The 25,569-nt window shown below is 58.9% G+C and carries 27 protein-coding genes and 1 tRNA gene; 12 read left to right on the top strand and 16 right to left on the bottom strand.

All coding sequences use genetic code 11. The features are described from left to right. The first annotated feature begins 37 nt into the window (after window positions 1-37). Together C7964_RS14220 and C7964_RS14215 are read left to right on the top strand one after the other, a co-directional pair. Window positions 38-361 carry a 2Fe-2S iron-sulfur cluster-binding protein gene (locus C7964_RS14220; RefSeq protein WP_110280334.1) on the top strand — a complete coding sequence of 108 codons (324 nt, stop codon included), beginning with the start codon at window positions 38-40 and terminating at the stop codon, window positions 359-361. Continuing rightward, window positions 358-1,056: an FG-GAP repeat domain-containing protein gene (locus C7964_RS14215; RefSeq protein ID WP_502693569.1), complete on the top strand. Its 699-nt coding sequence runs from the start codon at window positions 358-360 to the stop codon at window positions 1,054-1,056. The genes C7964_RS14220 and C7964_RS14215 overlap by 4 nt, the downstream gene beginning before the upstream one ends. On the opposite strand, the gene cobS is transcribed toward C7964_RS14215, so the two are convergent. Beyond that, a complete protein-coding gene (gene cobS, locus C7964_RS14210) occupies window positions 1,053-1,814 on the bottom strand; it encodes an adenosylcobinamide-GDP ribazoletransferase (protein ID WP_286163962.1) in 762 nt (253 codons plus the stop codon). The genes C7964_RS14215 and cobS overlap by 4 nt on opposite strands. A 77-nt stretch (window positions 1,815-1,891) precedes the next feature. On the opposite strand from cobS, the gene cobT reads away from it, so the two are divergent. Further along, window positions 1,892-2,902: a nicotinate-nucleotide--dimethylbenzimidazole phosphoribosyltransferase gene (gene cobT / locus C7964_RS14205; RefSeq protein ID WP_110280331.1), complete on the top strand. Its 1,011-nt coding sequence runs from the start codon at window positions 1,892-1,894 to the stop codon at window positions 2,900-2,902. Between the two features lie 29 nt (window positions 2,903-2,931). Here the strand turns inward: cobT and C7964_RS14200 are convergent, their stop codons facing one another. Beyond that, the gene (locus C7964_RS14200) at window positions 2,932-4,809 is read right to left on the bottom strand and encodes a cation:proton antiporter domain-containing protein (RefSeq protein ID WP_110280330.1); all 1,878 of its coding nucleotides are present in this window, start codon (window positions 4,807-4,809) and stop codon (window positions 2,932-2,934) included. A gap of 122 nt (window positions 4,810-4,931) precedes the next feature. Beyond that, window positions 4,932-5,390, bottom strand: a complete 459-nt coding sequence (locus C7964_RS14195) for an Lrp/AsnC family transcriptional regulator (RefSeq protein ID WP_110280329.1) — start codon at window positions 5,388-5,390, stop codon at window positions 4,932-4,934. Window positions 5,391-5,519: 129 nt separating this feature from the next. Here C7964_RS14195 and hppD point away from each other — a divergent pair, with 129 nt between their 5' ends. Continuing rightward, window positions 5,520-6,614, top strand: a complete 1,095-nt coding sequence (hppD, locus tag C7964_RS14190) for a 4-hydroxyphenylpyruvate dioxygenase (RefSeq protein WP_110280328.1) — start codon at window positions 5,520-5,522, stop codon at window positions 6,612-6,614. Here hppD and C7964_RS14185 read toward each other — a convergent pair whose 3' ends face one another. Together C7964_RS14185 and C7964_RS14180 are read right to left on the bottom strand one after the other, a co-directional pair. Further along, on the bottom strand, window positions 6,615-9,230 hold the full coding sequence (locus C7964_RS14185) for a hypothetical protein (protein WP_110280327.1): 2,616 nt from the start codon (window positions 9,228-9,230) through the stop codon (window positions 6,615-6,617). 109 nt (window positions 9,231-9,339) lie between these two features. Then, window positions 9,340-10,632: an O-acetylhomoserine aminocarboxypropyltransferase/cysteine synthase family protein gene (locus C7964_RS14180; protein ID WP_076658905.1), complete on the bottom strand. Its 1,293-nt coding sequence runs from the start codon at window positions 10,630-10,632 to the stop codon at window positions 9,340-9,342. A gap of 89 nt (window positions 10,633-10,721) precedes the next feature. Here C7964_RS14180 and C7964_RS14175 point away from each other — a divergent pair, with 89 nt between their 5' ends. Beyond that, window positions 10,722-11,135 (top strand): VOC family protein, encoded by a 414-nt coding sequence (locus C7964_RS14175; protein ID WP_110280326.1) that lies wholly within the window; start codon window positions 10,722-10,724, stop codon window positions 11,133-11,135. A gap of 104 nt (window positions 11,136-11,239) precedes the next feature. Here the strand turns inward: C7964_RS14175 and C7964_RS14170 are convergent, their stop codons facing one another. Continuing rightward, a complete protein-coding gene (locus tag C7964_RS14170; RefSeq protein ID WP_110280325.1) occupies window positions 11,240-11,653 on the bottom strand; it encodes a DUF7282 domain-containing protein in 414 nt (137 codons plus the stop codon). Between the two features lie 190 nt (window positions 11,654-11,843). On the opposite strand from C7964_RS14170, the gene C7964_RS14165 reads away from it, so the two are divergent. Together C7964_RS14165 and C7964_RS14160 are read left to right on the top strand one after the other, a co-directional pair. Beyond that, a complete protein-coding gene (locus tag C7964_RS14165; RefSeq protein WP_110280324.1) occupies window positions 11,844-12,392 on the top strand; it encodes a sigma-70 family RNA polymerase sigma factor in 549 nt (182 codons plus the stop codon). Further along, window positions 12,389-13,087: an anti-sigma factor gene (locus C7964_RS14160; protein WP_110280323.1), complete on the top strand. Its 699-nt coding sequence runs from the start codon at window positions 12,389-12,391 to the stop codon at window positions 13,085-13,087. The genes C7964_RS14165 and C7964_RS14160 overlap by 4 nt, the downstream gene beginning before the upstream one ends. 24 nt (window positions 13,088-13,111) lie before the next feature. Here C7964_RS14160 and C7964_RS14155 read toward each other — a convergent pair whose 3' ends face one another. The 4 genes from C7964_RS14155 to C7964_RS20005 form a co-directional block, all read right to left on the bottom strand. After that, window positions 13,112-14,113, bottom strand: coding sequence for a GT-B fold glycosyltransferase domain-containing protein (locus tag C7964_RS14155; RefSeq protein ID WP_110280322.1), 1,002 nt, complete (start codon window positions 14,111-14,113; stop codon window positions 13,112-13,114). 84 nt (window positions 14,114-14,197) lie between these two features. Further along, window positions 14,198-15,778 (bottom strand): glycosyltransferase, encoded by a 1,581-nt coding sequence (locus tag C7964_RS14150; protein ID WP_110280321.1) that lies wholly within the window; start codon window positions 15,776-15,778, stop codon window positions 14,198-14,200. A 116-nt stretch (window positions 15,779-15,894) separates the two neighbouring features. Then, window positions 15,895-17,784, bottom strand: a complete 1,890-nt coding sequence (locus tag C7964_RS14145; protein ID WP_110280320.1) for a heavy metal translocating P-type ATPase — start codon at window positions 17,782-17,784, stop codon at window positions 15,895-15,897. A gap of 233 nt (window positions 17,785-18,017) precedes the next feature. After that, window positions 18,018-18,101: transfer RNA gene (locus C7964_RS20005), tRNA-Tyr, on the bottom strand. Window positions 18,102-18,227: 126 nt separating this feature from the next. Between C7964_RS20005 and rlmB the strand changes: the two genes are divergently transcribed. The 4 genes from rlmB to C7964_RS14125 all read left to right on the top strand — a co-directional run bounded on the left by rlmB (window position 18,228) and on the right by C7964_RS14125 (window position 21,543). Next, window positions 18,228-19,004: a 23S rRNA (guanosine(2251)-2'-O)-methyltransferase RlmB gene (gene rlmB, locus C7964_RS14140; RefSeq protein WP_110280319.1), complete on the top strand. Its 777-nt coding sequence runs from the start codon at window positions 18,228-18,230 to the stop codon at window positions 19,002-19,004. 17 nt (window positions 19,005-19,021) lie between these two features. Further along, complete coding sequence (locus tag C7964_RS14135; RefSeq protein ID WP_110280318.1) at window positions 19,022-19,333, top strand: hypothetical protein; 312 nt, start codon at window positions 19,022-19,024, stop codon at window positions 19,331-19,333. 196 nt (window positions 19,334-19,529) lie between these two features. Continuing rightward, window positions 19,530-20,003, top strand: a complete 474-nt coding sequence (locus C7964_RS14130) for a CoA-binding protein (RefSeq protein ID WP_110280317.1) — start codon at window positions 19,530-19,532, stop codon at window positions 20,001-20,003. A 208-nt stretch (window positions 20,004-20,211) separates the two neighbouring features. Next, on the top strand, window positions 20,212-21,543 hold the full coding sequence (locus C7964_RS14125) for a serine/threonine protein kinase (protein WP_110280316.1): 1,332 nt from the start codon (window positions 20,212-20,214) through the stop codon (window positions 21,541-21,543). Window positions 21,544-21,565: 22 nt separating this feature from the next. Here C7964_RS14125 and C7964_RS14120 read toward each other — a convergent pair whose 3' ends face one another. From C7964_RS14120 to hisA, 3 genes are all read right to left on the bottom strand, one after another. Next, on the bottom strand, window positions 21,566-21,874 hold the full coding sequence (locus C7964_RS14120) for a phosphoribosyl-ATP diphosphatase (protein ID WP_110280315.1): 309 nt from the start codon (window positions 21,872-21,874) through the stop codon (window positions 21,566-21,568). Next, window positions 21,871-22,632, bottom strand: coding sequence for an imidazole glycerol phosphate synthase subunit HisF (gene hisF, locus C7964_RS14115; RefSeq protein WP_110280314.1), 762 nt, complete (start codon window positions 22,630-22,632; stop codon window positions 21,871-21,873). The genes C7964_RS14120 and hisF overlap by 4 nt, the downstream gene beginning before the upstream one ends. 69 nt (window positions 22,633-22,701) lie before the next feature. Beyond that, window positions 22,702-23,418, bottom strand: a complete 717-nt coding sequence (gene hisA / locus C7964_RS14110; RefSeq protein ID WP_110280313.1) for a 1-(5-phosphoribosyl)-5-[(5-phosphoribosylamino)methylideneamino]imidazole-4-carboxamide isomerase — start codon at window positions 23,416-23,418, stop codon at window positions 22,702-22,704. A 141-nt stretch (window positions 23,419-23,559) separates the two neighbouring features. Between hisA and C7964_RS14105 the strand changes: the two genes are divergently transcribed. Beyond that, window positions 23,560-23,949 carry a DUF2147 domain-containing protein gene (locus C7964_RS14105; RefSeq protein ID WP_110280312.1) on the top strand — a complete coding sequence of 130 codons (390 nt, stop codon included), beginning with the start codon at window positions 23,560-23,562 and terminating at the stop codon, window positions 23,947-23,949. Window positions 23,950-23,976: 27 nt separating this feature from the next. Here C7964_RS14105 and C7964_RS14100 read toward each other — a convergent pair whose 3' ends face one another. The 3 genes from C7964_RS14100 to C7964_RS14090 are packed head-to-tail and all read right to left on the bottom strand — an operon-like array spanning window position 23,977 to window position 25,389. Further along, window positions 23,977-24,558: a helix-turn-helix transcriptional regulator gene (locus C7964_RS14100; RefSeq protein WP_110280311.1), complete on the bottom strand. Its 582-nt coding sequence runs from the start codon at window positions 24,556-24,558 to the stop codon at window positions 23,977-23,979. Beyond that, on the bottom strand, window positions 24,555-25,133 hold the full coding sequence (locus C7964_RS14095; RefSeq protein WP_286163957.1) for a cytochrome b/b6 domain-containing protein: 579 nt from the start codon (window positions 25,131-25,133) through the stop codon (window positions 24,555-24,557). The genes C7964_RS14100 and C7964_RS14095 overlap by 4 nt, the downstream gene beginning before the upstream one ends. A gap of 1 nt (window position 25,134) precedes the next feature. Continuing rightward, entirely contained in the window at window positions 25,135-25,389 is a 255-nt protein-coding gene (locus C7964_RS14090; protein ID WP_110280310.1) for a PepSY domain-containing protein, read from the bottom strand. Between the last annotated feature and the right edge of the window lie 180 nt (window positions 25,390-25,569).

The raw sequence follows: 25,569 nt of genomic DNA, 5'->3' as shown, positions 1-25,569 counted from the left end.
TGCCGGACCAGAACGATTTCATAAGGGACAGACAAGAATGGCCAAGATTACTTACGTGGAACATGGCGGCAAAGAGCATGTTGTGGACGTCGCCAACGGGCTCACCGTGATGGAAGGTGCACGTGACAACGGAATTCCCGGCATCGAGGCCGATTGCGGTGGCGCTTGCGCCTGCTCCACATGCCACGTCTACGTTGATGACGCATGGGTCGAGAAGCTTCCTGCCAAGGATGCGATGGAAGAGGACATGCTGGATTTTGCCTACGAACCTGATCCCGTCAAATCCCGCCTGACCTGCCAGTTGAAAGTCACTGATGCTCTGGACGGTCTGCGCGTGCAGATGCCGGAAAAGCAGATTTGATACGGACCATTGCATGGGTGGCCGTCATGGCCACCTCTGCCTGCGCTGAAACGATTGTCTCGGCAGACTATGCCGCACCGACCGATCGCTATGCCCATGGTATTCTGGGCGACGCGATCGAGTGGGGTGCGCTGGAAATCACAACAGATACTGGCACGCGCCGTTTTGTGCTGTCCGGGGACCGCGTGTTCGAGGATGTGGCGCCGCGCCTTGCAGATATTGACGGTGACGGGTCCCCCGAAGTGATCGTCGTGGAAACCCTTGCCAGTGCTGGCGCGCAGTTGGCCATCTACGATGAGACGGGCAAGATTGCAGCGACCCCCCATATCGGGCGAACCAACCGCTGGTTGGCACCTGTCGGGGTTGCTGATCTGGACGGGGATGGCGCGATTGAAATCGCCTATATCGACCGCCCGCATCTGGCCAGAATCTTGCGCGTCTGGCGCTATAGGGATGATGCTCTGGTGCCCGTGGCTGATTTGCCCGGCCTGACCAATCACAGGATCGGCGAGCGCGATATTGGCGGCGGCATCCGTGATTGCGGCGCAGGACCTGAGATGATTACCGCCAACGCGGATTGGACTGACGTCATGGCGACAAGGCTGATCGACGGTCAGCTGACGACCCGCAGCATCGGTGCGCATATCGACCGAGAGTCTTTTGCGACCGCCTTGGCCTGTGGGCCGTTGCCTTAAGTAATCGACACCACGATTGTGATCAGGGCAACCATTTCGGTAACCTGCTGTGTGGCGCCAAGAATATCGCCGGTCTGGCCGCCGATTTTGGCACGTGCAATCGCGCCACAACACAGGGCCGACATTGTAGCAAAGAGGATTACCCACGGATATCCGCATAGCAGTGCAAATCCGATGGCGATGACCACCGCCAACCAAACTGCCGCAGTCGGGGGGCGGCCAACCGATCTGCTTAATCCGCCGTCACGGGCATTTGGCAGCATCGCCATCAACACCACCATTGCCGCACGGCTGACGGCACCTGCCGCAATAAAGGCGACCCAATAGGCCCCCAGCGACACGATTACCACCAGCGCAAGCCAGCGGATCAAGAGCGAAAGGCCAATTGCGCAAACGCCGTAGACGCCGATATGGCTGTCCTTCATGATCGCCAACCGGCGGTCCTTGTCCCAGCCACCCCAAAGGCCATCGGCGCTATCGGCCAGACCGTCCTCGTGCATGGCTCCGGTCAGGATGACCGCGCCCGCCAGCACGAGTCCCGCCACGATCCCCGAAGGCATGCCAATCCAGAGCATCACAGAAGTCGTCGCCGCGAGGATGACACCCAGCACAACACCTACCAGCGGATAGGCCCAGGCGGAGGCGGCCCCCCGCTCCATCGCATGCGTGCCATCAACCGTGACCGGTAACCGCGTCAACAAACCAAGTGCGGCAGGCAGATCAATCGCGGCGATCATGCTGTTGTCGTGTTTGTACAAAATGCGTCCTTCCGTGGCCTTTTCATCAGCGCGCCATAGGTTAAACAAGGGCAAGAGTTGACCCGAGCGAGGACCTGATGCAAGCGCCATTTTCGACCATTTCCGGCTTCCGTGACCTGTTGGCTGCCGCCCCCGGCCCGAACGAGGATGCCCGCAAGGGTGCGCAGGACCGCAACGGTCAACTGACGAAACCACCCGGTGCGTTGGGACGTCTGGAAGATCTGGCGATCTGGTATGCCTCTTGGCGCGGCGATGCACGGCCACGCATTGCAGCGCCGCAGGTCATTATCTTTGCGGGCAACCACGGGGTCTGCGCGCAGGGTGTATCGGCCTTTCCGCCCGAGGTCACCGCGCAGATGGTCGCGAATTTCGAGCATGGCGGCGCGGCAATCAACCAACTGTCACAGGCCTTTGGCGCCAAGATGGATGTCTATCCGATCGCGCTCGACACGCCGACCGCGGATTTCACAACTGCGCCCGCGATGACCGAAGACGAATTCATCGAAGCGCTCCAAATCGGATGGGCCGCTGTTGACCCGGAGGCCGATCTTGTGGTGACCGGAGAAATGGGCATTGGCAACACCACCTCTGCTGCCGCTGTTGCGGTGGCCGTTCTTGGTGGGCTTGCTTCTGACTGGACGGGGCGGGGCACAGGCGTGGATGATGACGGACTGGCGCGCAAGACCGATGTGGTTGCGCGCGGTGTCGCGCTTCACGCAACGACTGACCCGCTTGAGGCACTGCGCTGTCTGGGCGGGCGCGAACTGGCGGGCATGGCGGGGGCGATTGCCGCAGCACGCCATCACCGGATCCCCGTGATCCTTGACGGGTTCATTTGCTGTGCCGCTGCGGCCAGTCTGGCAAAGGCCGTGGATGGTGCGCTGGATCATACTGTTGCGGGGCATCTGAGCGCAGAGGGTGCACACCAGCAGTTGCTGGATGCTTTGGGCAAACAGCCTTTGTTGCAACTGGGGCTGCGTCTGGGTGAAGGATCGGGCGCCGCCCTTGCAATCGGTGTGCTGAAAGGGGCGGTCGCCTGTCATTCCGGCATGGCAACTTTTGCCGAGGCGGGCGTCGCTGACGGGTAGCCCTCAATTTTTCTGGAGTTCGGGGTTGCTCAAGCGCGCTTTTTCTCGTTGGCCTGTTGGCGGGCGGTAAGCTCCAATTCCAGCGTATTATTCAGCTCGCGTGCCCGTGCCACATATTCGGGAATTTCCGTGATCGGAACGCCCGGTTTCCACAGTTCCGCCAGCTCGCGCAGTGCCTTGCGATCGTGTTGATAAAAGGCTTGCTCGACCTCGGCGGCCTCGAATTCGGAAAGCCCGAGGTTTTCCAGCGCATAGCGGCCCGCCCGCAGCGAGCTGTCAAACAGCTCGCGCACGATGTCATCGGCGCCTGCATCATAAAGTTCGTAGACATGCACACGGTCACGTGCGCGGGCGATGATGTGCAAATCGGGCCGCGCCTTGCGGGCATAGCTGACAAGCTTGTTGGCCGCCTCGCGATCATCCAGCGCCACGACGAGGATCTTCGCATCCTCCAGACCCGCCGCATTCAGCAGATCAGGGCGCGTCGGGTCACCAAAGAAACCCCGGAACCCGAATTTTCGCATCATCTGGACCGTGGAAAGATCATTATCGACCACCACCGTGTTGACCCCCGCGCTTTGCACAAGACGGTTCACGATTTGCCCGAACCGCCCGATCCCCGCGATGATGACGGTGCCTTGTTCATCGACTTCGTCATGCTCGGCCTCTTCGACGTCACTCATGCGTTTGATGATCAGCTCATAAACAATGAAGAGCAGGGGCGTGATCAGCATGGAAAGGGCTGTGACCAGCAAAAGCTGCCCTCCGAGAGCTTCTGCCAGAACGCCTTGTTGCAGCGAAAAAGAAATCAGCACGAAGCCGAATTCACCGGCTTGCGCGAGGCCGAGCGTGAAAAGCCAGCGGTCTTTTTTGTGCAATTTGAACAAAAGCGCCAAAGCATAGAGGATGAGGCCCTTGATCAGCATCACCGCAAGGGCAAGGGCCAGAATGCGCGCCGGATCACCAAACAACAGCGTAAAGTCGATCCCTGCACCCACGGTGATAAAGAAGAGCCCCAGAAGCAGCCCTTTGAACGGGGCAAGGTCGCTTTCCAACTCGTGCCGGAACTCCGAGTTGGCAAGGACAACGCCTGCAAGGAACGTGCCCAAGGCAGGCGACAGTCCCACCATTGTCATCAAGACAGCCGTGGCCACCACCATGAGCAGCGCAAGCGCCGTATACATTTCACGCAAACGGGCGTGATGGATGTAGCGAAAGACGGGGCGGGTCAGGAAGGTGCCCGCGAGAATAACAATGGCGACGGCCCCCAATGTGACCAGCGTCACACCCCAGCCAGGCAGGCCGTCAACGAGGCTGACAACAGCATGGTGTTCGTCTCCATGTTCGGTCGCTGCACGCACCATCGACCCGTCCGGCGCAAGGCTCATCACTGCGGGCACGGCCAGCAGGGGCAAGAGCGCCAGCATCGGAATTACGGCGATATCCTGCGCCAGCAGCACCGAAAACGTCGAACGCCCGCCGCTGGTCTGCATCAGGCCCTTTTCTGTCAGGGTCTGCAACACGATCGCGGTTGATGACAGGGCAAAGATCATCCCCACCGCCACCGCGGTGGACAGATCATAGCCCATCGCCACAGCGCCACTGCTGATCGCCAACATGGTCAGCAAGATCTGCAAGCCGCCCAAGCCCAGCAACCTCTGACGCATATTCCACAGCGCGCGCGGATCAAGCTCGAGCCCGATCAGGAACAGCATCATCACAACGCCGAATTCCGCGAAATGCTGTAAATCCTGCGTCTCGCTGCCGACCAACCCGGCGACAGGTCCAATTACGATCCCTGCCAGCAGATACCCCAGCACCGACCCAAGCCCCAGACGCGCGGCCAGCGGCACCGCGATGACTGCGGCGCCGAGATAGATTGTCGCTTGAAACAGGAAGGATTCCATGAAGATCAGGCTCTCTCTTGACCGGCGCGAGGTGCGCTGGTCTGGCGAATTGGGTCTAGTTCATTGTAACGTGGCATCCTCCATTGGAAAGGAGGAATGGGGAAATATCCGCGCTGCTTTACCTAAAGTGGCAAGGGTGCGTCGGGCTTGATCCGTTCCATCACAATCTGGCTTTGCACACGGCTGACGGCGGGGTGAGGCAATAGCACCTGTTGGACCAGCAGGTTCAGCGCCGCAAGATCGCGACAATAGACCCGCAACAGATAATCGGCCTCTCCGGTCAGTGTCCACGCACCGACGATCTCGGGGCGTGTTCTGGTCAATTGCACAAAATCACGCGCGTTCTTTTCGGTATGGGTGGCCATGACCACCTGAATGAAACCCTGTACCGAAAGCCCCACTTTCTCCGGTGAAAGAAAAGCGCGGTAGCCTGCGATATAGCCTTCCGCTTCGAGCCGCTGTTTGCGGCGTCCTGCCTGTGAGGCGGACATATTCAGTGCATCGCCCAGTTCCTGCGCCGTTTTGGCGGAATCGCGTTGCAGCATGGCCAGCAATGAAAGGTCGGCGGCGTCCAGCGCCATGCATAAATCCTGCGTAAATATTATATAATATGCGGGAAATTCGTATAAATAGCAATCATATAAGGATATATTGCGCATTATTTGCAGGTATTTCGCTGTATTGTCTCCAAAACGCATAGGAGATCACCCATGGGACCTTTTCCGCACGACGCCCCGAAAGCCACAATCAGCGCTGAAAACCCAGCCGGGACAGATGGTTTCGAATTTGTCGAATTTGCCCATCCAGAGCCAGAGACCCTGCGCACCTTGTTTGCGCAGATGGGCTATACCCACACCGCCACGCACAAGACCAAAGATATCGAGCTTTGGCAGCAAGGCGATATCACCTATGTGATCAACAATGAACCGGGCAGCCACGCACGCGCCTTTGTCGCCGAACATGGCCCCTGTGCGCCGTCGATGGGCTGGCGTGTCGTTGATGCGCAGCATGCCTTCGAACATGCGGTCAGCAAAGGGGCGGTTCCCTATGAGGGCGATGGAAAGGCATTGGACGTGCCTGCAATCGTCGGCATCGGCGGCAGCCTGATCTATTTCATTGACCAGTATTATGAAGCGAACCCCTATAACGCCGAATTCGACTGGGTCTCAGACGCGCATCCTGCGGGGGTCGGTTTCCACTATCTCGATCACCTCACACATAATGTGCACAAGGGGAACATGGACCTTTGGTTCAGGTTCTACGGTGACCTTTTCAATTTCCGCGAGATCCGGTTCTTTGATATCGAGGGCAAGTTCACCGGCCTCTTGTCGCGCGCGCTGACGTCTCCCTGCGGGCGGATCCGCATCCCGATCAACGAAGACCGCGGGGAAACGGGGCAGATCGTCGAATACCTCAAGCGGTACAAGGGCGAGGGTATCCAGCATATCGCTGTGGGCGCGCATGACCTTTATGACGCGACGGATGAGATTGCCTTGCGGGGTATCAAGTTCATGCCCAAGCCGCCCGAGGCCTATTATGACCTGAGCTACACCCGCGTTGTGGGCCATGATGAGCCCAAAGAGCGGATGATGAAGCACGGTATCCTGATTGACGGTGAGGGTGTTGTGGACGGCGGCGAAACCCGCATCCTTTTGCAGATCTTCTCCAAGACCGTGATCGGCCCGATCTTTTTCGAGTTCATCCAGCGCAAGGGCGATGACGGCTTTGGCGAAGGGAACTTCAAGGCGCTGTTCGAGAGCATCGAAGCCGACCAGATCGACCGCGGTGTTCTGAAGGCAAGCTAGTTATGGCAATTCGATCGCGTAGGTCCGCCCGCGTTTGACGTAATTCAGCGCGCTATCCCCGATGGCGGTGACCTGCCCGCCATCAAGCTCGCTTCCGATTTCGACGCGCACGTAGCGCCCGTTGCTCAGGCGGACGAGAGCGCGGCGGGCATTGGGGCGTCCATAGACACCGATCAGATTGATCTCACGCAGGCGGATCGCGTCTTCTTGCGTGGCCGCACGTGCAACACCGCCCGGCACGGGCTGGACATTCTGTGGCGCGACCGGCGCGGCAGCAACGACAGGTGCGGTACTTTCGGGGGCTGATGGTGCAGGGGGCGCTGGCTGTGGTTGAGTGCGGGCAGAGGCGGCGGCGACGACATTGGCAAAGCCTGACGGGCGTGCATCAGGGCGGATTGACAGCACAACAGCCAGTGCGGTGCTGTTGTCAAACCGCAAGGTCGCATCTTCGGCCGCGATACCTGCCAGAATATCGGTGATATCCGGCGTGCCGGGGTCGACCCTTGCCGCAAGCCCCTGTGGGCGCAGGCGGGGGCGCAGATCAACAAGCGCGCGTTCTTCCACGACGGCTGTATCAAGTGAAATCGTGCCGGTGTTTTGGAGCTCGAGCCCTCCAAGGCCAACAGCGCCGGGTGTTGGCGCCTCCGGTGTAGGTGTGGCAGAGGCAACGGTTGTATCCTCTGGCGCCTCTTCCGGTTCGGGCAATGCCGCATCCGCAGGGCGCAAAGGTGGCACGACAGCCGGCGTGCCCGGGATGATCACCACACCTTCAGGGGCCGGCGCGAGAAGCGCAAAGCGCTCCAGATCAGCTTGGCTGAGTTCCGGGCGTGGCGTGATTGCAAGGTCAGGCAGCCCCGCAAAGACCAAGGCACCTTCCGGCGTAACGGTGCCTTCCTCGGTTGCCAGAATGAACCCGTCCGCGTCCCGCGCAAATGTCACGTCGGGTGCGGGGGGATTGGCCGGGGCAATAAAACTGAGATCGGTTTCAAACCCGTCAAGCTGCGCCATGTCGGGCCGTTTGATCCGGTCAGGTGCGGTTACGTCCGCAGGGCGATCAAATGCCAACGGAATTGCGCCCGACGGGATGTCAAAGAACCGTGGGGCACGCTGCCAGACACCGGTCGCGTCATAGATGCGTTCGGCCTCGTCGGGGCTGAGTACCTGAGCGCGCAGGACGGGGGCACCAACGGTGGCTTCGGCTGTTTCTGTTTCCTCGACCGGTGGGGCAGGCGGGGCCTGCACTGTTGTGAGGGGTGCGTCCGCTGCGGCAACCGCTAGTTCCGCAGGTGCAGCGCTGCGTGTCGCAGGGGCTTCCGGTCCGGTTGTCGCAAGTTCACTGCCCGTGATCTGTGGCGCGGTAAGATCCGGGACCCTGAACTCGGCAATCTCTGGGCCTGCCTCCGGTGCCGCTTGCTCAACGTTCGACTGTTCTAATGGTGCCTGCGCGATGACCACCTCTTCGGTTGCAACCGGAGGCTCTGGCGCAAGGGCGGCTGTTTCAGTCGTCGTCTGCTGGGACCAGATGACGCCACCCAACACCAAAGTGGCCGCAGCAATGCCAGCGGCAATCAGGGCAGGGCGTTTGTTCGTCTCTGGTGCGCTTTTAGGGCGACTTGCGTCTGGAGCTGTCGGCCGGTTCGCCTGCGGCGCAATCGCGGGGGCCGCTACCTGCGATGCCGGTGTCCCGAGCGACACGGCAAGGGCTGCACTTTTTTGTCCGCCAAATACGGCAACAAGCGGTGACTTTGCCTTCTTGGGCGTTTTGCGGTGATGCTCGGGGATCACCAGATCCAACAGCACAGGTTTTGCCAATGCAACTTTGGCCGCTGTAGAAGCGGGTGCGGCTTCAGGCATTTCCGCAGTGGTCCGCGCATGATGCTCGGGCGGGATACGGTCAATCCACATTGCCTGTCTTGGCGCAACCGGTGCAGGGGCTTTTTCGGCCTCAGCGATGACCCCGGTCTCGGCCGCAACCGGTGCGGGCGTATCCTGAGATGCCATCAATATGGCGAGGTCGTCTTTATACGTGTCCTCTTCCACATTTTCGGGTTGATCGAACACCAGAAGGCGCGATTTGATCCGCGTGCCGACTGGCATGACCGGAAGGTCATCGCGTTCAATGATCGCGTCAGGGCCAACAATGCTGCGCGCCATGTCTGTCGGGCCAAAGAAGACTTCTTTTTGAAAGGTGAAGGGTTCGGGTACTGCGACAAAGGCGACAGGCTGAAAACCATGGGCATCGGCAAAGGCCTCTGCCTCGTTGAGTGTCTCGCGTGCGACAGCGGCAACATGGGTGCGTCCGCCACTTTTTTCACTATCAATGACCAGATCACCCAGCGCATAGGGTGTGGCGCCATCCAACGCAGCGTGAATGTCATCCTCGGTGGTGCGTGTCCCGTCCAGTGCAAGGTATTTGATCTGATCGAGTGGAATCACCAGTTTGGTCCGGAGGCCGTCGGGTTCGATCAACAGGGCCTTTTCACGCAGCGCGCTCAGATCTTCCTCAAGCGTTTTGCTGGCCACATCGACGCGTCCAACCGGCCGCCAGCCGCGCGGCACGCGATGAAGCAGCTCAATTCCGTCAAGCGAAAGCGATAGCGCAAAGTTGGTGATCATTGTCACGCTCTAGCATGTTGGTCCCACAGGCAAAACGCGTTTTGCCCCCATGCAGGAACCCTAAAGCAGAAACCCGCCCACGCCAAGGGCACGGGCGGGTTTCTTCGTGTCAGGCAGTCGCTTTTGCCAAGGCCTGATCGAGATCGGCAATCAGATCGTCGGCATCCTCGATCCCGATGGACAAACGCACGATGCCCGGGCCAGCACCTGCGGCCTCTTGTTGCTCTGCCGTCAACTGGCGGTGCGTGGTCGAGGCCGAGTGGATGATCAGACTGCGCGTATCCCCAAGGTTAGCCACATGGCTAAATATCTCGAGGCTATCGACGAGCTTGATACAGGCGTCATAGCCGCCCTTTACGGCGACGGTGAACAAGGCACCTGCACCCTTGGGGCAGATTTTTGGCACCAGTTTGGAATAGGGTGAGCTCTCAAGCCCGGCATAAGTCACGTATTCTGTGCGCGGATCATCCTCGAGCCATTTAGCGATCTTCATCGCGTTCTCGACATGACGTTCCATGCGCAGCGACAGAGTTTCGATCCCCATCAGCGTGTAATGCGCGGCTTGCGGGTTCATTGTCATGCCCAGATCGCGCAGACCGATGGCAATGCCGTGGAACGTAAAGGCCAGTGGGCCGAATGTCTCGGCAAACTTCAGGCCGTGATAGGCGGGCTCGGGTTGGCTGAGGGACGGGAATTTATCGTTCGCGGCCCAGTCGAATTTTCCGCTGTCAACGACGCATCCACCGGTGACAGTGCCATTGCCTGTCAGGTATTTTGTGGTGGAGTGGACGACCAGTGTTGCGCCATGTTCAATCGGGCGGCACAGGTACGGCGTGGCGGATGTGTTATCGACGATCAAAGGAATGCCTGCCGCATCGGAAATGGCCGAGATCGCATCAAGGTCGGTGATATGGCCGCCCGGGTTGGCGATGGCTTCGCAGAACACCGCGCGCGTGTCGTCGTCGATGGCGGCCGCGACTGCGGCATGATCATCAAAGTCCACGAATTTCGCGGACCAGCCAAAGCGTTTTATCGTCTGGCTGAACTGCGTGACGGTGCCACCATAGAGGCGGCTGGACGCGACAATGTTGCGCCCCGGCTGCATCAGCGGGAAGAGCGCCATGATTTGCGCCGCGTGACCGGACGAACAGCACACACCGCCAACACCGCCTTCAAGTGTCGCGATGCGTTCTTGCAGCGCGGCAACTGTGGGGTTGGTCAGGCGGGAATAGATATAGCCAACCTCTTGGAGGTTGAACAAAGCCGCCGCGTGGTCTGCATCGCGGAACACATAGGCGGTGGTCTGGTAGATCGGCACTTGGCGCGCGCCTGTTGCCGGATCAGGGCGGGCGCCTGCGTGAATTTGCAGCGTGTCAAAGCCATAGCTTGGGCCGTCGGTCATTTCTGGTCTCCCCTTTGAAAGTTGTTGCCGCTAGGTGTAGGCGGAAAGCCGGAACACCTCAACGGCCCTCATTCGCAAAGGACAAGATCATGCCGCACCCATTCCATTTTGCCTTTCATGTTTTGGATTTGGACGAGTCCCGAGAATTCTATTCCGGTGCATTGGGCGCGACCGAAGGGCGTTCGACCGATACCTGGGTGGATTTCGACTTTTTCGGCCATCAGCTGAGCCTGCACTTGGGCACGCCCTTTGCCAATGAACCGACAGGCAAAGTGGGCGACCACATGGTGCCGATGCCCCATTTCGGGATTGTCCTGCCGCTGGAAGACTGGACTGCATTGGCCGGGCGCCTTGAAGAGCGTCAGACCGATTTTATCATCGCACCCTCCGTGCGCTTCAAAGGTGAGCCGGGTGAGCAATGGACAATGTTTTTCCGTGATCCGTCCGGCAACCCGATTGAAGTCAAGGGCTACGCCGATATGGACGGCGTCTTCGCGACCTAAGAGGGATCGCCCGCAACCCGGGGACGGCGTTGCGGGCGATCCATTTCCTTGGCCGATATCAGAAACGCAAAACTCGGAACCTTGGGCCAAAGAATTTCTGACGCTTACTCGGCGGTGATCACAGCCATCACAAGATTTCCGTCAACACGGATCGGGCCGTCTTCTACGGCACCAAGTGTGTATTCAAAGCCGCCTGTCATCGTACCACCAGCCTCGGAGTGCACCATCAGCATCAGCATATCACCAGGGGCGACCTCTTCGGTCAGGATTGCTGCGACATCAACGTTGTCACCTTTGCGCAGCGGCGCGTAACCGACCACAGGGCCCGGTGCCATCGTCGCATCGGTTCTGTGCACAACCATCCAGCCGTTTTCGGCCGCGACAACCATGCTTGCGCTGACGATGCCATTGGCAACGGACTGGTTGGCGGCTTCGACCGAGGGGGTCACGGCATGGGCGGCGGCAAATGCGCCGGTTGCGGCGATGCTCAGGGCGATTGCTGAAATAAATGTCTTCATGTGTCTCTCCATCGTTATTCCACGGGACGTTATGTCCGGCAGATCGACGAAAACACGTGAGACCACTGGATAAAGTTTCACGCGGCTCTAGTTTTTCGGTGTGAGAAAGACGTTGGCCAACCCAAAGTTTTGCCGATAGACTCTTCGGAACATTTGTAACCCATGCGTGGCCTTCTGATATTGATAAACAATGAAAACTGATGGCCGCGACGAAATAGAAGCGCTGATTGCGCAAACCGCTTTGGGCAATCAAACGGCGTTCTCGGAACTTTATGATGCCACCTCGGGGAAACTATTCGCTGTGTGTCTGCGTGTGTTGACTGAACGCGCAGCAGCCGAGGATGCCATGCAAGAGACCTACGTCAAAGTCTGGAAGAATGCCGGTCGCTATCAGGTGACGGGCCATTCGCCGATGACATGGCTCATCACGATTGCGCGGAATACGGCCATTGACCGCCTGCGTGCGCGTCACGTGGATCACGATGTCGCCGATTATAGCGAACGGCTCCCTGCGCCCGGGATGTCGCCGGAACAGGCGGCAATTGCCCATTCCGAGGCAAAACGCATTACACAGTGCCTGGATGAGTTGGACGCGGACCGCCGTGCCGCGATTTCGGGCGCATATCTTCAGGGGCAAAGCTATCAGGAACTGTCCGAGCAGTTTAATGTGCCGCTCAACACGATGCGCACATGGTTGCGCCGGAGCCTGATAGCCCTGCGGGAGTGTATGGCACGATGACCACAGAGCAAGCACCCGACGAGATGGACGTCATGGCCGCAGAATATGCAATGGGGCTGTTGACGGGCGAGGAATTGGCCGAGGCCAAGCGTTTGTTGGCGACCGACCGCGCCTTCGCCCAAGCGGTGACGGATTGGGAAATGCGCTTGGCGTCGATGACTGACGAACTGGCACCGGTTGCGCCGCGGCCTGCCGTCAAGCAGGCGCTTTTTGCGGAACTGTTCCCGACGCCAGAACGTAAACCGTGGTGGGCGCGGCTTTGGCTCTGGCAAGGGGTCAGTGCCCTGAGCGTGCTTTTGCTGGCGTTTTTGCTCTCCTCCGGTCTTGGCAATCCTCCTGCGGACGGTGGGCCGCTCTATACGGCAGAGATCGTTTCCGAAGCCGGGGATTTCCGTGTCGTGGCCGTTGTCGATAAATCGACCAATGAGGTCTTTCTGACCCGTACGGCCGGTGCCGCCCCCGAAGGCCGCATTTTGCAAGTCTGGGCGCATGGCGAGGGAGAGCCGGCCACATCTGTGGGGCTCTGGCCGCAGGGCGACACAGTCAGGATTGCGATGCCACCGGAGATTGCCGCCGTAGAAGGTATCCTGACTTTGGGTGTCAGTGAGGAACCTGTGGGTGGTTCACCAACCGGTTCGCCGACGGGCCGCGTGTTTGGAACCGTCGATATTCCAGGCGTTTCCAGTCGGCTTTAATATGCGCGCGCACCAGCGCCGCAGTCATCGCATCCAGAATCCTGCCGCCTTGATCTGGTTCCGGATCGCTTTTTCGTGGCGGGGCAGGTTGTTGCGATCAAACAGGGCGCGCACCTTTGTACCGCGTCCCTGATAGACCATCCGCTTGAACGGCTCGTAAAGCTTGAGAAGCTTCTTGATCTTGTTGGGCGCCGTGACCTCTTCCAGCACGGCCACCTGTCGATCTGTCGCAGTTGCATAGAACAGCGGCAAGAGCCGGTAATGGTAGCTGACACCCCCGTCGAGCCCCGCCAGTTCCGACCCCGGTCTGCCGCCACCCAAGCCATGAATAACCAAGGGCAGGACGATCTGATCGAGCCAGGGGTCAAGCGGCTGGATGACCAGTTCAGTCGGAGGGTTGTCGCGCACGCTGACCGCATAATCGGTAAACCTCTGACCGAACTCCGCAGGGTCCGCCCCGAAAAACCAACCGGCGTTGAAGTACAGATAGCGTTCCCAATATTCATCCGGCTGCGTGCGGTCGAGCGAGCTTTCAAAATCCAGCCCAAAACGGTCATAAAGCGACTTCCATATCGCGCTGTAGCCGGGCCAGTACAGTTCTTCGACAGGCCATGTGCCCTCGCGTTGCATGGATGCGGCAGGGCGGGTGAAATCGAAAGGGATATCGGCCAATTCACCGGTGATCAGCGTGTCGGTATCGAAGAAAATAAAGGGCTCGCCTGCGGGCAGGACCTGTAATCCTTCGATCTTGTTGCCGTAGGGATAGGACTGGCCGAAATGGCGGGAGACGAAGGGGACAACCTGTGCACCCGAGGCGGCAAGCTGAGCTTTGACGGGTGCGGACATGCGCGGGTCGCGGTCCCATAGCGGGCCGGGCTGCGGTTCGGCAACATAGAGCTTGCCCGTGAACTTGGGCGCATAGCTGCGCAACGAGGCTGCGAAAAGCAGCGCCTCATATTCAAGACGTCCGCCTTGCCCGATGATCAGGATATTGAAAGGGGCTGTCGATTTCGGCGGCTTGGCCATAGATGGGCTGATCCTGTAAAAGTTTTGCCTTTCTAGCCGTGCGCAGAGGCGAGGTGCAACAGGTGCGCGTTATGCACGCGTCCCCTAACTCCTGACGTGGCGGATTTGCACATTTGGCAGCCCGATCGGCAGCACTCCAAAATCGCAACACATCCGCCCGAAGCCTTCGGTTTCAAGCAAGTCATCGTAGGGCAGTTCGGTAAACCGCAGGCCAGCCTTATGAACCGCAGCATGGACCAAGAGCATCGTTCCCCCGACAGATGCCAAGGGCACGCGGTTCAAAGACCGCAACACATGAAGATGCCTGCGCGCGCGGTGATGCGCGGGCGGCATGTAGATGCCGTTCCTGACCCACCTGTAGTAGGTCAGGTTCTTGCGTTCGCCGGCATCGTTGAAAGCGTTCCTATCATAGCTTGGCCCGTCCCAGTCCAACACACAGTCAGGTGTCACGACTTTCTCGTGTTCCGACAGCAGGCGTTCGATGATCTCGGGCGCGTAATCGCAGACGTCAACATCAATCCAGAGTGCCCAATCGTCGTTCTCCGTGATCCCGTGATCAATCAGATGATTGCGGACCTTTGCCAGATTTGACCGGCGTTCGCGCTGCAAGGCAGGCAACCATCGTTTGGCGCGGTCGAGGGTTGAGTTGACTTCCAAAGTGGTCACTTCAATGGCGCGAAACATGTGTTTGTGGGTCGATACCAGTTCGGCAAGCCTTTCCTGCGTGTCATCGCGGCTATCGCCTTCACAAAAGACGATCTTGAGGCGGTCTTTGGGGTAGGTCAGCTGTGTCAGAAGTTCAAAACAGCGTTCAAGGAATGGGGCTGCATCGCGGACAGGGATCAGAATGGAGATATTCACGTCTTGCGGGTTGATCGGTCGGTGCAGGACAGCCGTATCAATCTGCTTTGCCATTTCTGTCCTTGTCAGCACAGGACCACGGGTGAGCTGGTGGATCGCTCTGCGCAATTTCAATTCCAAACGCATGCGCCGTGTGTTTCTAGTCCGAGAGAACCAGGTACTGCCCCAATAATGGTGCGCAACTGTGTGATGCGCGTAGTCCCCGAAACGGGGGCTGGGGCTGGCGGTCAATGCCATATTGAGCGGATTGAAGAGATGGCAGGAACTGACCGAGATTGTATCCTTGTCGCGATAGGTCTCATACGCCCCTGTCAGCAAAAGCGGCCCCGTTGTTTCGAGGATATGCGACTTGCCATGCTGACAACGGACCATCGCCTTGCAGAGATAGGGCCAGAACGGGTGTCCCTTGGGGCTTGCCATCACCGCGTTTGACAGTACCAGATCCATGCCCAAACGATGTGCATGGAATGCCTGCTCAAGCGGTTCTGCGGAAAAGATGATCCGCTCTTCGCCTGCGATAAGATCAAGCGGGGCCATACATTCCGTGTCGATATCAGCGTAAACGCCGCCGTGGTGGTGCAAGATCAGATAGCGGGCCGTGTCCGCACGCTGCACCGGCTTTGGATACGACAGATAGAGCGCCTCCAACTCGGGGTAACATTGCCGAACGAATGCAAGCAGATCGTCGTCGGTCCAAAGACGGTATTCCCAATCCGGATTATGTCGCTGCCAGCTCTCGGGCCACGCCTTCGGGACCGGCAGATCATGATCGCGCCATGTTTGATGGATTATCTTGGGGATCATTAAGGAACCGGACCTGAACTGACGACGCAGGGCTTTATCTCCTGCGTGGAGACGGCCGGCTGCACTACTTTAAGATTTCCCTGTAACATTGGATGAATTCGCCGTTTTCGTCCAGCCTATACCGGTGCTTCGCTGTCAGCTCCGAACGTGTTCCGGTTTTCTGTTGTGCCTGCCGGTTCAATCCAAAGCGCACGCAGTGCGTTCAGAATGACGGCCACGTCGATCGCTTCTTGCAACAGGGCTCCTTGAACCGGCGTCAGATAGCCAAAGGCCGCGGCAATCATGCCTGCAACCGACAGGCCGATCCCCGCGACTACACTTTCAATCGCGATACGGCGGGCACGGCGCGCAATTTCGATCCCCTGACCCAGACGGTCAACCCTGTCCACCAGCAACACAACATCTGCCGCCTCGGCCGATGCGGCAGCACCCCGCGCGCCCATGGCGACGCCTACATCTGCGGCGGCAAGGGCCGGCGCATCATTCACGCCGTCTCCAACCATCATCACCGGACTGCTTTTGCGCTCTTCCAGCACCAGCTCTACCTTCATATCGGGTGTCAGCCCCGCCTGGACACTGTCGAACCCGAGACCCTTGGTGATCCGCTCTGCGACCGCCGCCCTGTCGCCTGTTGCCAGAAGTAGGCGTGTGATCCCTTCGCGGCGCAGTCGCGCAAGCATGGCGTCTGTCCCGTCACGCAAGGGATCGGCCATCACGAGATATCCGGCCATTTTGCCGTCAACCGCAATGGCAACAAGAACAGAACCTGCTGCGCCAGCGGGGTGATCGTCCTCCGGATGCCCGATACGTTGGGCGACAAAATCGGCTCCGCCCACGATCACGCTGTTTCCCTCGACTTGGCCAATCACCCCCTCTCCGGGGATCTCGGTAACCTCTGACGGTATCGGTAACGCAAGATCGCGTGCTTTCGCCGCCGCGACGACGGCTTGGGCGACCGGGTGCTTTGACACCTGATCAAGTGCCGCGGCAAGACGCAGGATTTCATCGCCATCACTGCCGTCGCGGCTGTCAATGGACACAATCTGCGGTCGCCCGTCGGTCAGTGTGCCGGTCTTGTCGAGGATCAGCGTCCCGACCCGAGCCATCGTCTCAAGCGGTCCGGCACCTTTGATCAAGATACCGAAATGCGCGGCGCGCGACAGACCGGCCACCAGTGCGACGGGCACGGCAAGGATCAAAGGGCAGGGCGTCGCCACCACAAGCACGGCCACCGCCCGGATCGGATCGCCGGTGAGCCACCATGCGGCAAAAGCAATCGAGACTGTGACGGCAAGAAATCCGAGGGACCACCGATCCGCGAGGCGTGCCATGGGCGCTTTGGAGCGTTGGGCCTCTTCGACCAGACGCACGATTCCGGCATAGGTGCTGTCCTCGGCCAACCGCGTTGCTATCAGGTCAAAGGGTTCGCCCGCATTTGTCGCGCCGCTCAAGGCCTCTGCGCCGTGGAGCAGACGCACGGGCAACGATTCACCTGTAAGTGCCGACGTATCGACGAAAGCGCCCTCCGAGGCGACCGTGCCATCGACGGGAACAACGTCGCCCTGCCGGATCAGCAAGAGGTCACCCGGTTGAATGTCCTCCAGCGGGATGTCTTCCAAACCACCATTCTTGTGTCGGGTTGCCGTGCGGGGCACGCGTGACAACAGGTCATGCATTTCACGCCGCGCGCGGCCTTCGGCGAAGCTTTCCAGAAACGTGCCGCCGGAATACATGACCGCGACGACGGCTGCGGCCAGTGTTTCACCAAAGACAAGTGCTGCGGTCATTGAGAGCGCTGCGACGATATCCAATCCCAGCTCGCCTTGCCAGAGGCTGCGGATGATCTCGACCACAAGCGCCACGAGTACGGGCACAACGCCTAGAAACCAGAGGAAACTGGCGGTATCAGTGCGGCCAGTGAAGTAGAATGCAAGACCCGCCAACAGGCCCGCGACGGACAACAGCAACAGGGCTGTCTTCAATCGGTCGTTGGTGGTCTGTTGCATTTGGTCCGGCTTTCCGAGGGACGTGCGATCATGTCAAGGGTATCGAAAACGACCCGCCCTCTGACTGTCACCTCATCATCGCGGAACAGCAAGTCCACGTCGAGGGTCAACTGCCCCCGCGCGACCGGTTGGCGATGATGCGGGCGTTGCCGTTAGCCGCCAAGACAAGGCGCACCGAGGCTGCCGGTAAGGCACCTGCACTGCGTCGTGGCTGACTCACATTGTCTGAAAAATGGTGGGCGACCCTGGAATCGAACCAGGCGTGAGTCGCCTCGAGGGAGTTACAGTCCCCTGCCACACCTTGCGGCCTGTCGCCCAACCAAGCGCTGATTACCCGCGCCCCCAGGGTGCGTCAACCGCAAAAGTGGGGTTAAATGTGATCCTCTTCACAGCCACGCCCGAGTGGGGTATCGCGGGGGCGAACATGCGCGATAGGAAAGCAGATGAAAAAGCCAAAGTGGGTGATTGCAAAAGAGCAGGGCAAAAGGATTGCCGCGCAGGAAACCGTTTGGCTGTTTGGTCTACATGCGGTGCGTGACGCGCTGGAAAATCCCGCCCGTACCAAGCTGCGGCTGGTGGTGACGCGCAATGCGCTGGAACGCCTCGGCGATGCCGTGGCGCAAAGCGGGATGGAACCCGAGATCTCCGATCCGCGCAAATTCGCAGCGCCGCTTGATCCGCAGTCGGTGCATCAGGGGGCGGCACTGGAAGTGAAACCGCTCGATTGGGGCAGCCTGCAAGATGTGGCGCTTGGCGATGGCCCCATGCCGCCACGCATTGTGCTGCTTGACCGCGTGACCGATCCCCACAATGTGGGTGCGATCCTGCGCTCTGCCGAGGTATTCGGCGCGCGCGCTGTTGTCGCGGTCCAGCGTCATTCCGCCCCCGAGACAGGCGCTTTGGCGAAAACGGCTAGTGGTGCTCTGGAACGGCAACCCTATTTGCGGGTGCGCAATCTGGCGGATGCCATGGAGGCGCTGAAGGGCATGGGCTATCTTGTGCTGGGCCTTGATGGTGAGGCTGAAACTACAATCGAGGCCGCGGTTGAAGGCAAGCGCGATCGTCCTGTCGCGCTTGTGATGGGCGCAGAAGGGCCGGGACTGCGTGAAAAAACGCGCGAAACCTGCGACGAACTGGTGAAAATCGACGCAGCAGCCGGATTTGGTTCGCTCAACGTCTCAAATGCTGCGGCAGTTGCCCTATATGCTGTCAAAGGCTGAAGGACAGGACCGGATTGATGGGTGCCACAAAGATTGCGACATGTTGTTATTGCGGCACCAAAGCGGCTCTTGTCCTGCGCGGCCACGACCGGCATGAGCTGACATGCAGCAACTGTGGCGCACCCCTGCGGGCGCTCAAGATGTTGCCAAAGCAAACTGCACCAGCGGTAGCACCCGCCCGCCCAACGCCGCGCAAACGGGTCGAGAAATATCCCGAATACCGGTATGAGCGGCCCGTAAAGCGCAAGAAATCCAAGGGCTTTGGCCGCCGCGTGATGTCGCAAATCTGGGATGTTGTCGAAGATGTGGTTGACGAGATTTTCGACTGACCCGTCATCGCGCATTGCACACGCCGCATCACATTTGCCTGAGTACCCCTTCGTTTGTGCACCTCCCGTGCAAAGATAAGAATTGAAAGCGCGTCTCCGGAACACGCGCGCTTTGTCTCACTGTCCCTCGTTCCACGACTTGCGCCCGGTTTTGCCGGGCGCTTTTTTCTTTGGATTGTCCGGTGTAGGGTGCGCCATGAGCTGTTCCGATGACCACCTCCGTACGATTCTGAAGCGCACGAAAACGATTGCGATCGTTGGCGTGTCTGCAAATGAAGTCCGCCCCAGCTTTTATGTCGCCCGCTATCTGAGCCTGAAAGGCTACCGGATCATCCCTGTGAACCCCGGTTTGGCGGGTCAGACGCTCTTGGGGGAAAAGGTCTATGGCGAGGTGTCCGACATTCCCGATGAGGTCGATATGGTCGATATCTTTCGCCGTTCGGAACAGGTCCCGCCAATCGTCACTGCATCACTTGCACGTTGGCCCGACCTGCAAACAATCTGGATGCAGATCGGCGTGTCGCATCCGCAGGCCGCAGCAGAGGCGCAAGCCCGCGGTGTCGATGTGATCGAGGACCGTTGTCCGAAGATCGAATACCAGAGACTGTTCTCGGAATTGCGTATGGCGGGTTTTGCTACGGGCATAATCTCGTCAAAGTTGCAGTTGTAAACGAACGATTTTATTAAAAAAGTCCTAACGTGCCACAAGAATGGCACAATTGCCGGACAGGCTTAACGAGATGGTGCGGTAAGCCGATTCTATACGCATTAAATTGCAAATGTTTCGTCGTTGACTCATGGGCCCGCCGTCACACCTATAGGTTAGTTCCAGTATCAGTCTTTGTTTTTCCGTTGTGCTTCACGACTATGGATAATCAATGCAAGAAACACGCATCATTGACGCATCGCAGACCTACGAAAGTCAGGGTCAGGGCCTGCCGACCGGTTTGGAATTGCTGGATGGCAAGTTCAAGATCGACCGTCAGATCGGCGCGGGTGGATTCGGGATCACCTATCTGGCCATGGACACGTTTCTGGAACGCCCGGTCGTCATCAAAGAATGTTTTCCTGAATCAGTCTGCATGCGTTTCGGTAACCGCGTGACCGTCAACGCACCCGCCCATGATGCGCAATACCGCAAGATCGTCGAGATGTTCATGCGCGAGGCGCGCAGTATTGCCAAGTTGCGCCACCCCAATATCGTCAGCGTCCATCAGGCGTTCGAGGAAAATGGCACCGCCTATATGGTGCTGGATCTGTTCGAAGGGCGCGATCTGCTTGATGTGATCGAGGATGACAATGACGCGCTGAGCCCTGATCAGGTGCGCGATATTCTGGTGAAGGTGCTGGATGCCATTGATCTGGTCCACAATAATGACCTGCTGCACCGTGATATTTCACCCGACAACATCCTATTGGATAAATGGGGCACGCCTGCATTGATCGACTTTGGTGCAGCCCGTGAGGATGCGAGCCAGAAGACCAGTGCCGTGTCGACGATGCTCGTTGTCAAAGACGGCTATTCACCGCATGAATTCTACGTTGCAGGCGGTGTGCAGGGTCCTTGCAGTGACCTTTATGCACTGGCCGCCACAATGTACCACCTGATTTCGGGTGAGGCACCGCCCAACAGTCAAACCCGCGTGTCAGCGATGGCGGGCGGTGAACCTGATCCTTATGAGCCCATCACAGGGCGCTTTCCCCAATATGAAACCGCATTTTTGCAAGCAATCGACCAGGCAATGCGCGTGTCGCCCAAAGAGCGCATCCAGTCTGCGAAAGAATGGTTGGACCTGATCGAGCAGGAAACCAAGAAGGTCAAAACGGTCAAGATACCGGAAAACAAGACCCTGACAAAAACCTTGAGCGAGCTGATCGAGGAAACCAACAAGCATGTCTTGAGCGAAGATGCCCAGAAGCGCGTCGAAACACCCGCCCCACGCAAAGAGGTGACGCCAAGACGCGATGGTTTCAAGCCCGAGTGGATTGAAGAGTTCAATCGCGAAACCTTGGAGGCGGAAGAACAAAAGCGGCTTGAGGCTGAGCGCGCAGCCGCAATCGAGGCAGCGCGTCAGGCCCGAGAGGCACGCCTGGCAGAAGAGGCGCGTTTGGCAGCACTGGCGGAACAAGAGGCCGAGCAGGCACGACAGCAGGCCGAGGACGAACGGATTTCGTCAAAGATCCTCGAATGGGTCTCGCGCGGAAGGTAATCGTTTCGTGGGCCGCGCGCAGTTAGCTGCGCGCGGCTTTCTCGGCAATACCGGACGTGCCTTGGCGCGCAGCTAGTTCAGCGATCACATCGTCCAGTGCCACATCACAGGCGGTCAGCATGACGAGCAGGTGATAAAGCACATCCGCAGCTTCCGAGGTCAGGCGCACCTTGTCGCCCTTCACCGCCTCGATAATGGCTTCAATCGCCTCTTCACCGAATTTCTCTGCGCATTTTTCCGGCCCCTGAGACAGGAGTTTCGCGGTCCAACTGCTATCAGGATCAGCTGATTTGCGTGCGGCGATGATCTCGGACAGGTCGTTCAGTGTCATGTCTGCCTCACAGGGATGCCAGCGGCGGCCATATGGGCCTTGGCCTCGCCGATGGTGTAGGTGCCAAAGTGGAAGATCGACGCGGCAAGGACGGCCGAGGCGCCGCCTTCGGTCACGCCTTCGACAAGGTGATCCAGCGTGCCCACGCCACCCGAGGCAATCACAGGCACATCAACCGCATCGGAAATAGCGCGGGTCAGGGGCAGGTTGAAACCTGCCTTTGTGCCGTCGCGGTCCATGGATGTGAGCAGGATTTCACCCGCGCCTTTTTCCACAACAGTCTTGGCGAACTCCACCGCATCAATGCCCGTTGCCCGCCGTCCGCCGTGGGTGAAAATCTCCCATTTGCCCGGCGCGACTGTCTTGGCGTCAATCGCCACGACGATGCATTGCGAACCGAACCGCATCGCAGCCTCGGCGACCACATCGGGGTTGGCGACAGCGGCAGAATTGAAACTGACCTTATCGGCCCCCGCCAGCAGCAGATCGCGCACATCATGGTGCGTGCGCACACCGCCGCCAATGGTCAGCGGCATAAAACACTGCTCGGCTGTGCGCGTGGCAAGATCGAACATGGTTCCGCGGTTTTCCTGCGTGGCCATGATATCGAGGAAACACAACTCATCCGCACCCGCCGCATTATAGGCAATCGCGGCATCCACCGGATCACCTGCGTCGATCAGATCAACAAAGTTCACGCCTTTGACGACACGGCCTTCGGCGACGTCCAGACAAGGGATGATGCGGGTTTTCAGCATGGGTTCTGTCTAAGCGCGGGCAGGGCGTGCCGCAAGCGTGCTGTTCGGGGTTTTTTCAAAGACAAGGTACTAGCGGAGTGCAGCCAGAGCCGCTTTGAGATCAATCGCCCCGTCATAAAGCGCACGGCCCGATATCGCGCCCGAGATCACGCCGGTTGCTTTGAGCGCGGTCAGGTCGTCCATCGACGAGACGCCACCAGAGGCGATAACGGGAATATTGACGGCGCGTGCGAGGTCAGCGGTCGCATCAATGTTGGGGCCTTTCATGGCGCCATCGCGCAGAATGTCAGTATAGATGATCGCGGCAATCCCTGCGTCCTCGAATGATTTGGCAAGGTCGGTGACCATGACGTCGGTTTCTTCCGCCCAGCCGCGTGTGGCAACGCGCCCGTTGCGCGCATCAAGGCCGACCGCCACCTGGCCGGGGAAGGCGCGTGCCGCCTCGCGGACCAGATCGGGGTTTTCCACAGCGACGGTTCCCAGAATCACGCGCGCCAACCCTTTGTCGAGCCAGCGTTCAATCGTGGCCATGTCGCGGATGCCGCCACCCAGTTGCGCAGGAACGGGGCAGGCTTTCAGAATGGCCTCGACGGGGGCGGCGTTTACGGGTTCACCTGCGAAAGCGCCGTTAAGATCGACCAGATGCAACCACGCACAGCCAGCGGCCACGAATTCCTTGGCCTGCGCTGCGGGGTCTTCATTAAAGACTGTCGTCTGATCCATATCGCCATGCACCAGCCGCACCGCGTTTCCGTCTTTGAGGTCAATGGCAGGATAGAGGATCATCGTGGGGACACCTTTCGCGTTTGTGCGCGTTTATGCATGCGCAGCGCGGGATTGCAACGCGGGCTTTGACCCAACGTCTTTCTTGATCGCAAAGGCATTTCGTTCTCATGATCGGCATCAGAACTCAGGGAGGAATTGAGTATGAAGAAATTTTTGATTTTGGCCGCTTCACTGGTTGCCTTTGCAACAGCTGCATCCGCCCAGGACGCGGCCCTTGGCGTCTGGCAGACCGAAGTAGATGACGGCGCTTATGCGCATATCACGATTGCCCCATGCGGTGCTGCTGTCTGTGGCGTGATCAGCCGGACGTTCAACGCTGATGGGGAGTATCAGTCCGAGAACATCGGCAAAACGCTGGTGATCGACATGGTCCCACAGGGTGGCGGGGCCTATGAAGGGTCGGTCTGGCGTCCGTCCAACAATAAGGTCTACATCGGGAAAATGGATGTTGACGGAAATGCGCTGCGTCTACGCGGCTGTGTTGCCGGTGGTCTGCTGTGTTCCAGCCAGAACTGGGTGCGTGTCGGCTGAAACTGACTTTGATCCGGTCCTCTCCCGTCATCCGACGGGGGATGACCCCTCCTTTGTCGGCCCTTTTTTTGACGTATCCTCTGCGTGCGACGCGACAGTCCCGATATCGCCGGCCAGCAATTCTTCCATGAACAGGCTGATGAACTGGGCACGCCCGTCTGTTGCGGATTTTGCATAGATGTTTGTCGCCTGTGCGCGCACCGTGCCGGCGGCCGTATGGCGCAGCCCCGCAATGGCTTCGTTGTCGAACCCTTTGAGGATCATTAGGGCAACATCGCGTTCGGCATTTGTCAGCTGCCACTCTTCAAAAAATGCATCGATCACATCGGCAAGATTTCCGCGTGCCACCTCCAGTCCGGTCTGCATGACAGCCATCCGCTGCAGAAGGCGGCGCAATTCGACCATGAGAAAGATCACACCGCCGATCAGAGCAACCGCTGCGATGGATTCAAGGATCATATGCGGACCGTCCAGTTGCCCGTCATGGCGGTAGTCCTCAATCACATCAACGGTAAAGAAAAGCGCGCAGACAGCCTGCAACAGGATAAGGCCCGCAAGGATCGTTGCGCGCCTTTCCTCGGTTCTTGCGGGCCAGAATTTCGCTTTCATAGGATCTCGCGGCCTTCAGGAACGCTCTTTCGTCCGGTGATCATGGCGCGGACCAGATGAACACCCGAGCGCCATGTGTCAAAGACGACCCCTCCAACATGCAGTGCCACGGAAAACAACAGCCAGCCGAAAACAACCTCGTGCATTTCCTCGACCCAGTCGACACCGAAGAAGGTGATCGTTGTCATCATATAGCCGGTCACGCCGATCGCGATGACACTCAGCCAGATGTTATAGACCATCAGCGCCCCGAGCGGGTTATGTGACAGATGCACCGACCGGTCGCCCGCAATCATCGTCTTTAGGTAATGGATCGCACGGCGCGGACTGGGCGGAAATGCCGTGAATCTCGCGTGTTGAGGGCCGATAAATGCCCAAACGAGGCGCAGGCCGACAAGCGCAAGAGCGGTATAGCCGATCAGTTCATGGGCCCTGCTTTCATCTTCGATAATGGTGCCGTTGAGCAAGATGGTCAGGGCCAGAGACCAATGGATCAATCGTACAAGCGGGTCCCAGACCGTGATGTCACGGGCGCTTGCGCGCCCGCTGGATATGTTCTTGGTTTGGGTCATCATCTTAGCTCTTCAGATCCAGTTTCATGACCGCGCCAGTGAGCGGGTTTACATAAACCTCACCCATCTGGCCGTCGCGGACAAAATAGACTTCGATTTTCCCGTCTTCCATTTCCCCTTTGCGGACTTCATAGCCCATCTCGGTCAGCGATGTCTGGACTTCTTGCAGGGTGGTTCCGAGAATGCTGTCCATTGTTACGTCTTCGGCGAGTGCCGGTGTTGCGAGCGCGATCATGGCGACAAGTGCGAGTTTCTTCATGAGTATCTTCCTTCAATTTGGTTCACCGGTGTCCCGGTGTGTATGAGCGGCAATGACGTTGTTGCCTGGGGAAGACTTCGGGTGTTTCGGTCCGGCATCATAGTGGCATCCGGTTTATACGGCGTGCCATAAGCGCAAGCTTATGGCCGGAAATCGCCGATGATCCCTGCACAGATACAT

This window comes from Loktanella sp. PT4BL, from assembly GCF_003201935.1.
GTDB lineage: Bacteria > Pseudomonadota > Alphaproteobacteria > Rhodobacterales > Rhodobacteraceae > Yoonia.
The sequence above is the reverse complement of the archived record's forward strand: the minus strand, read 5'-3'. Positions and strand labels throughout refer to the sequence as shown.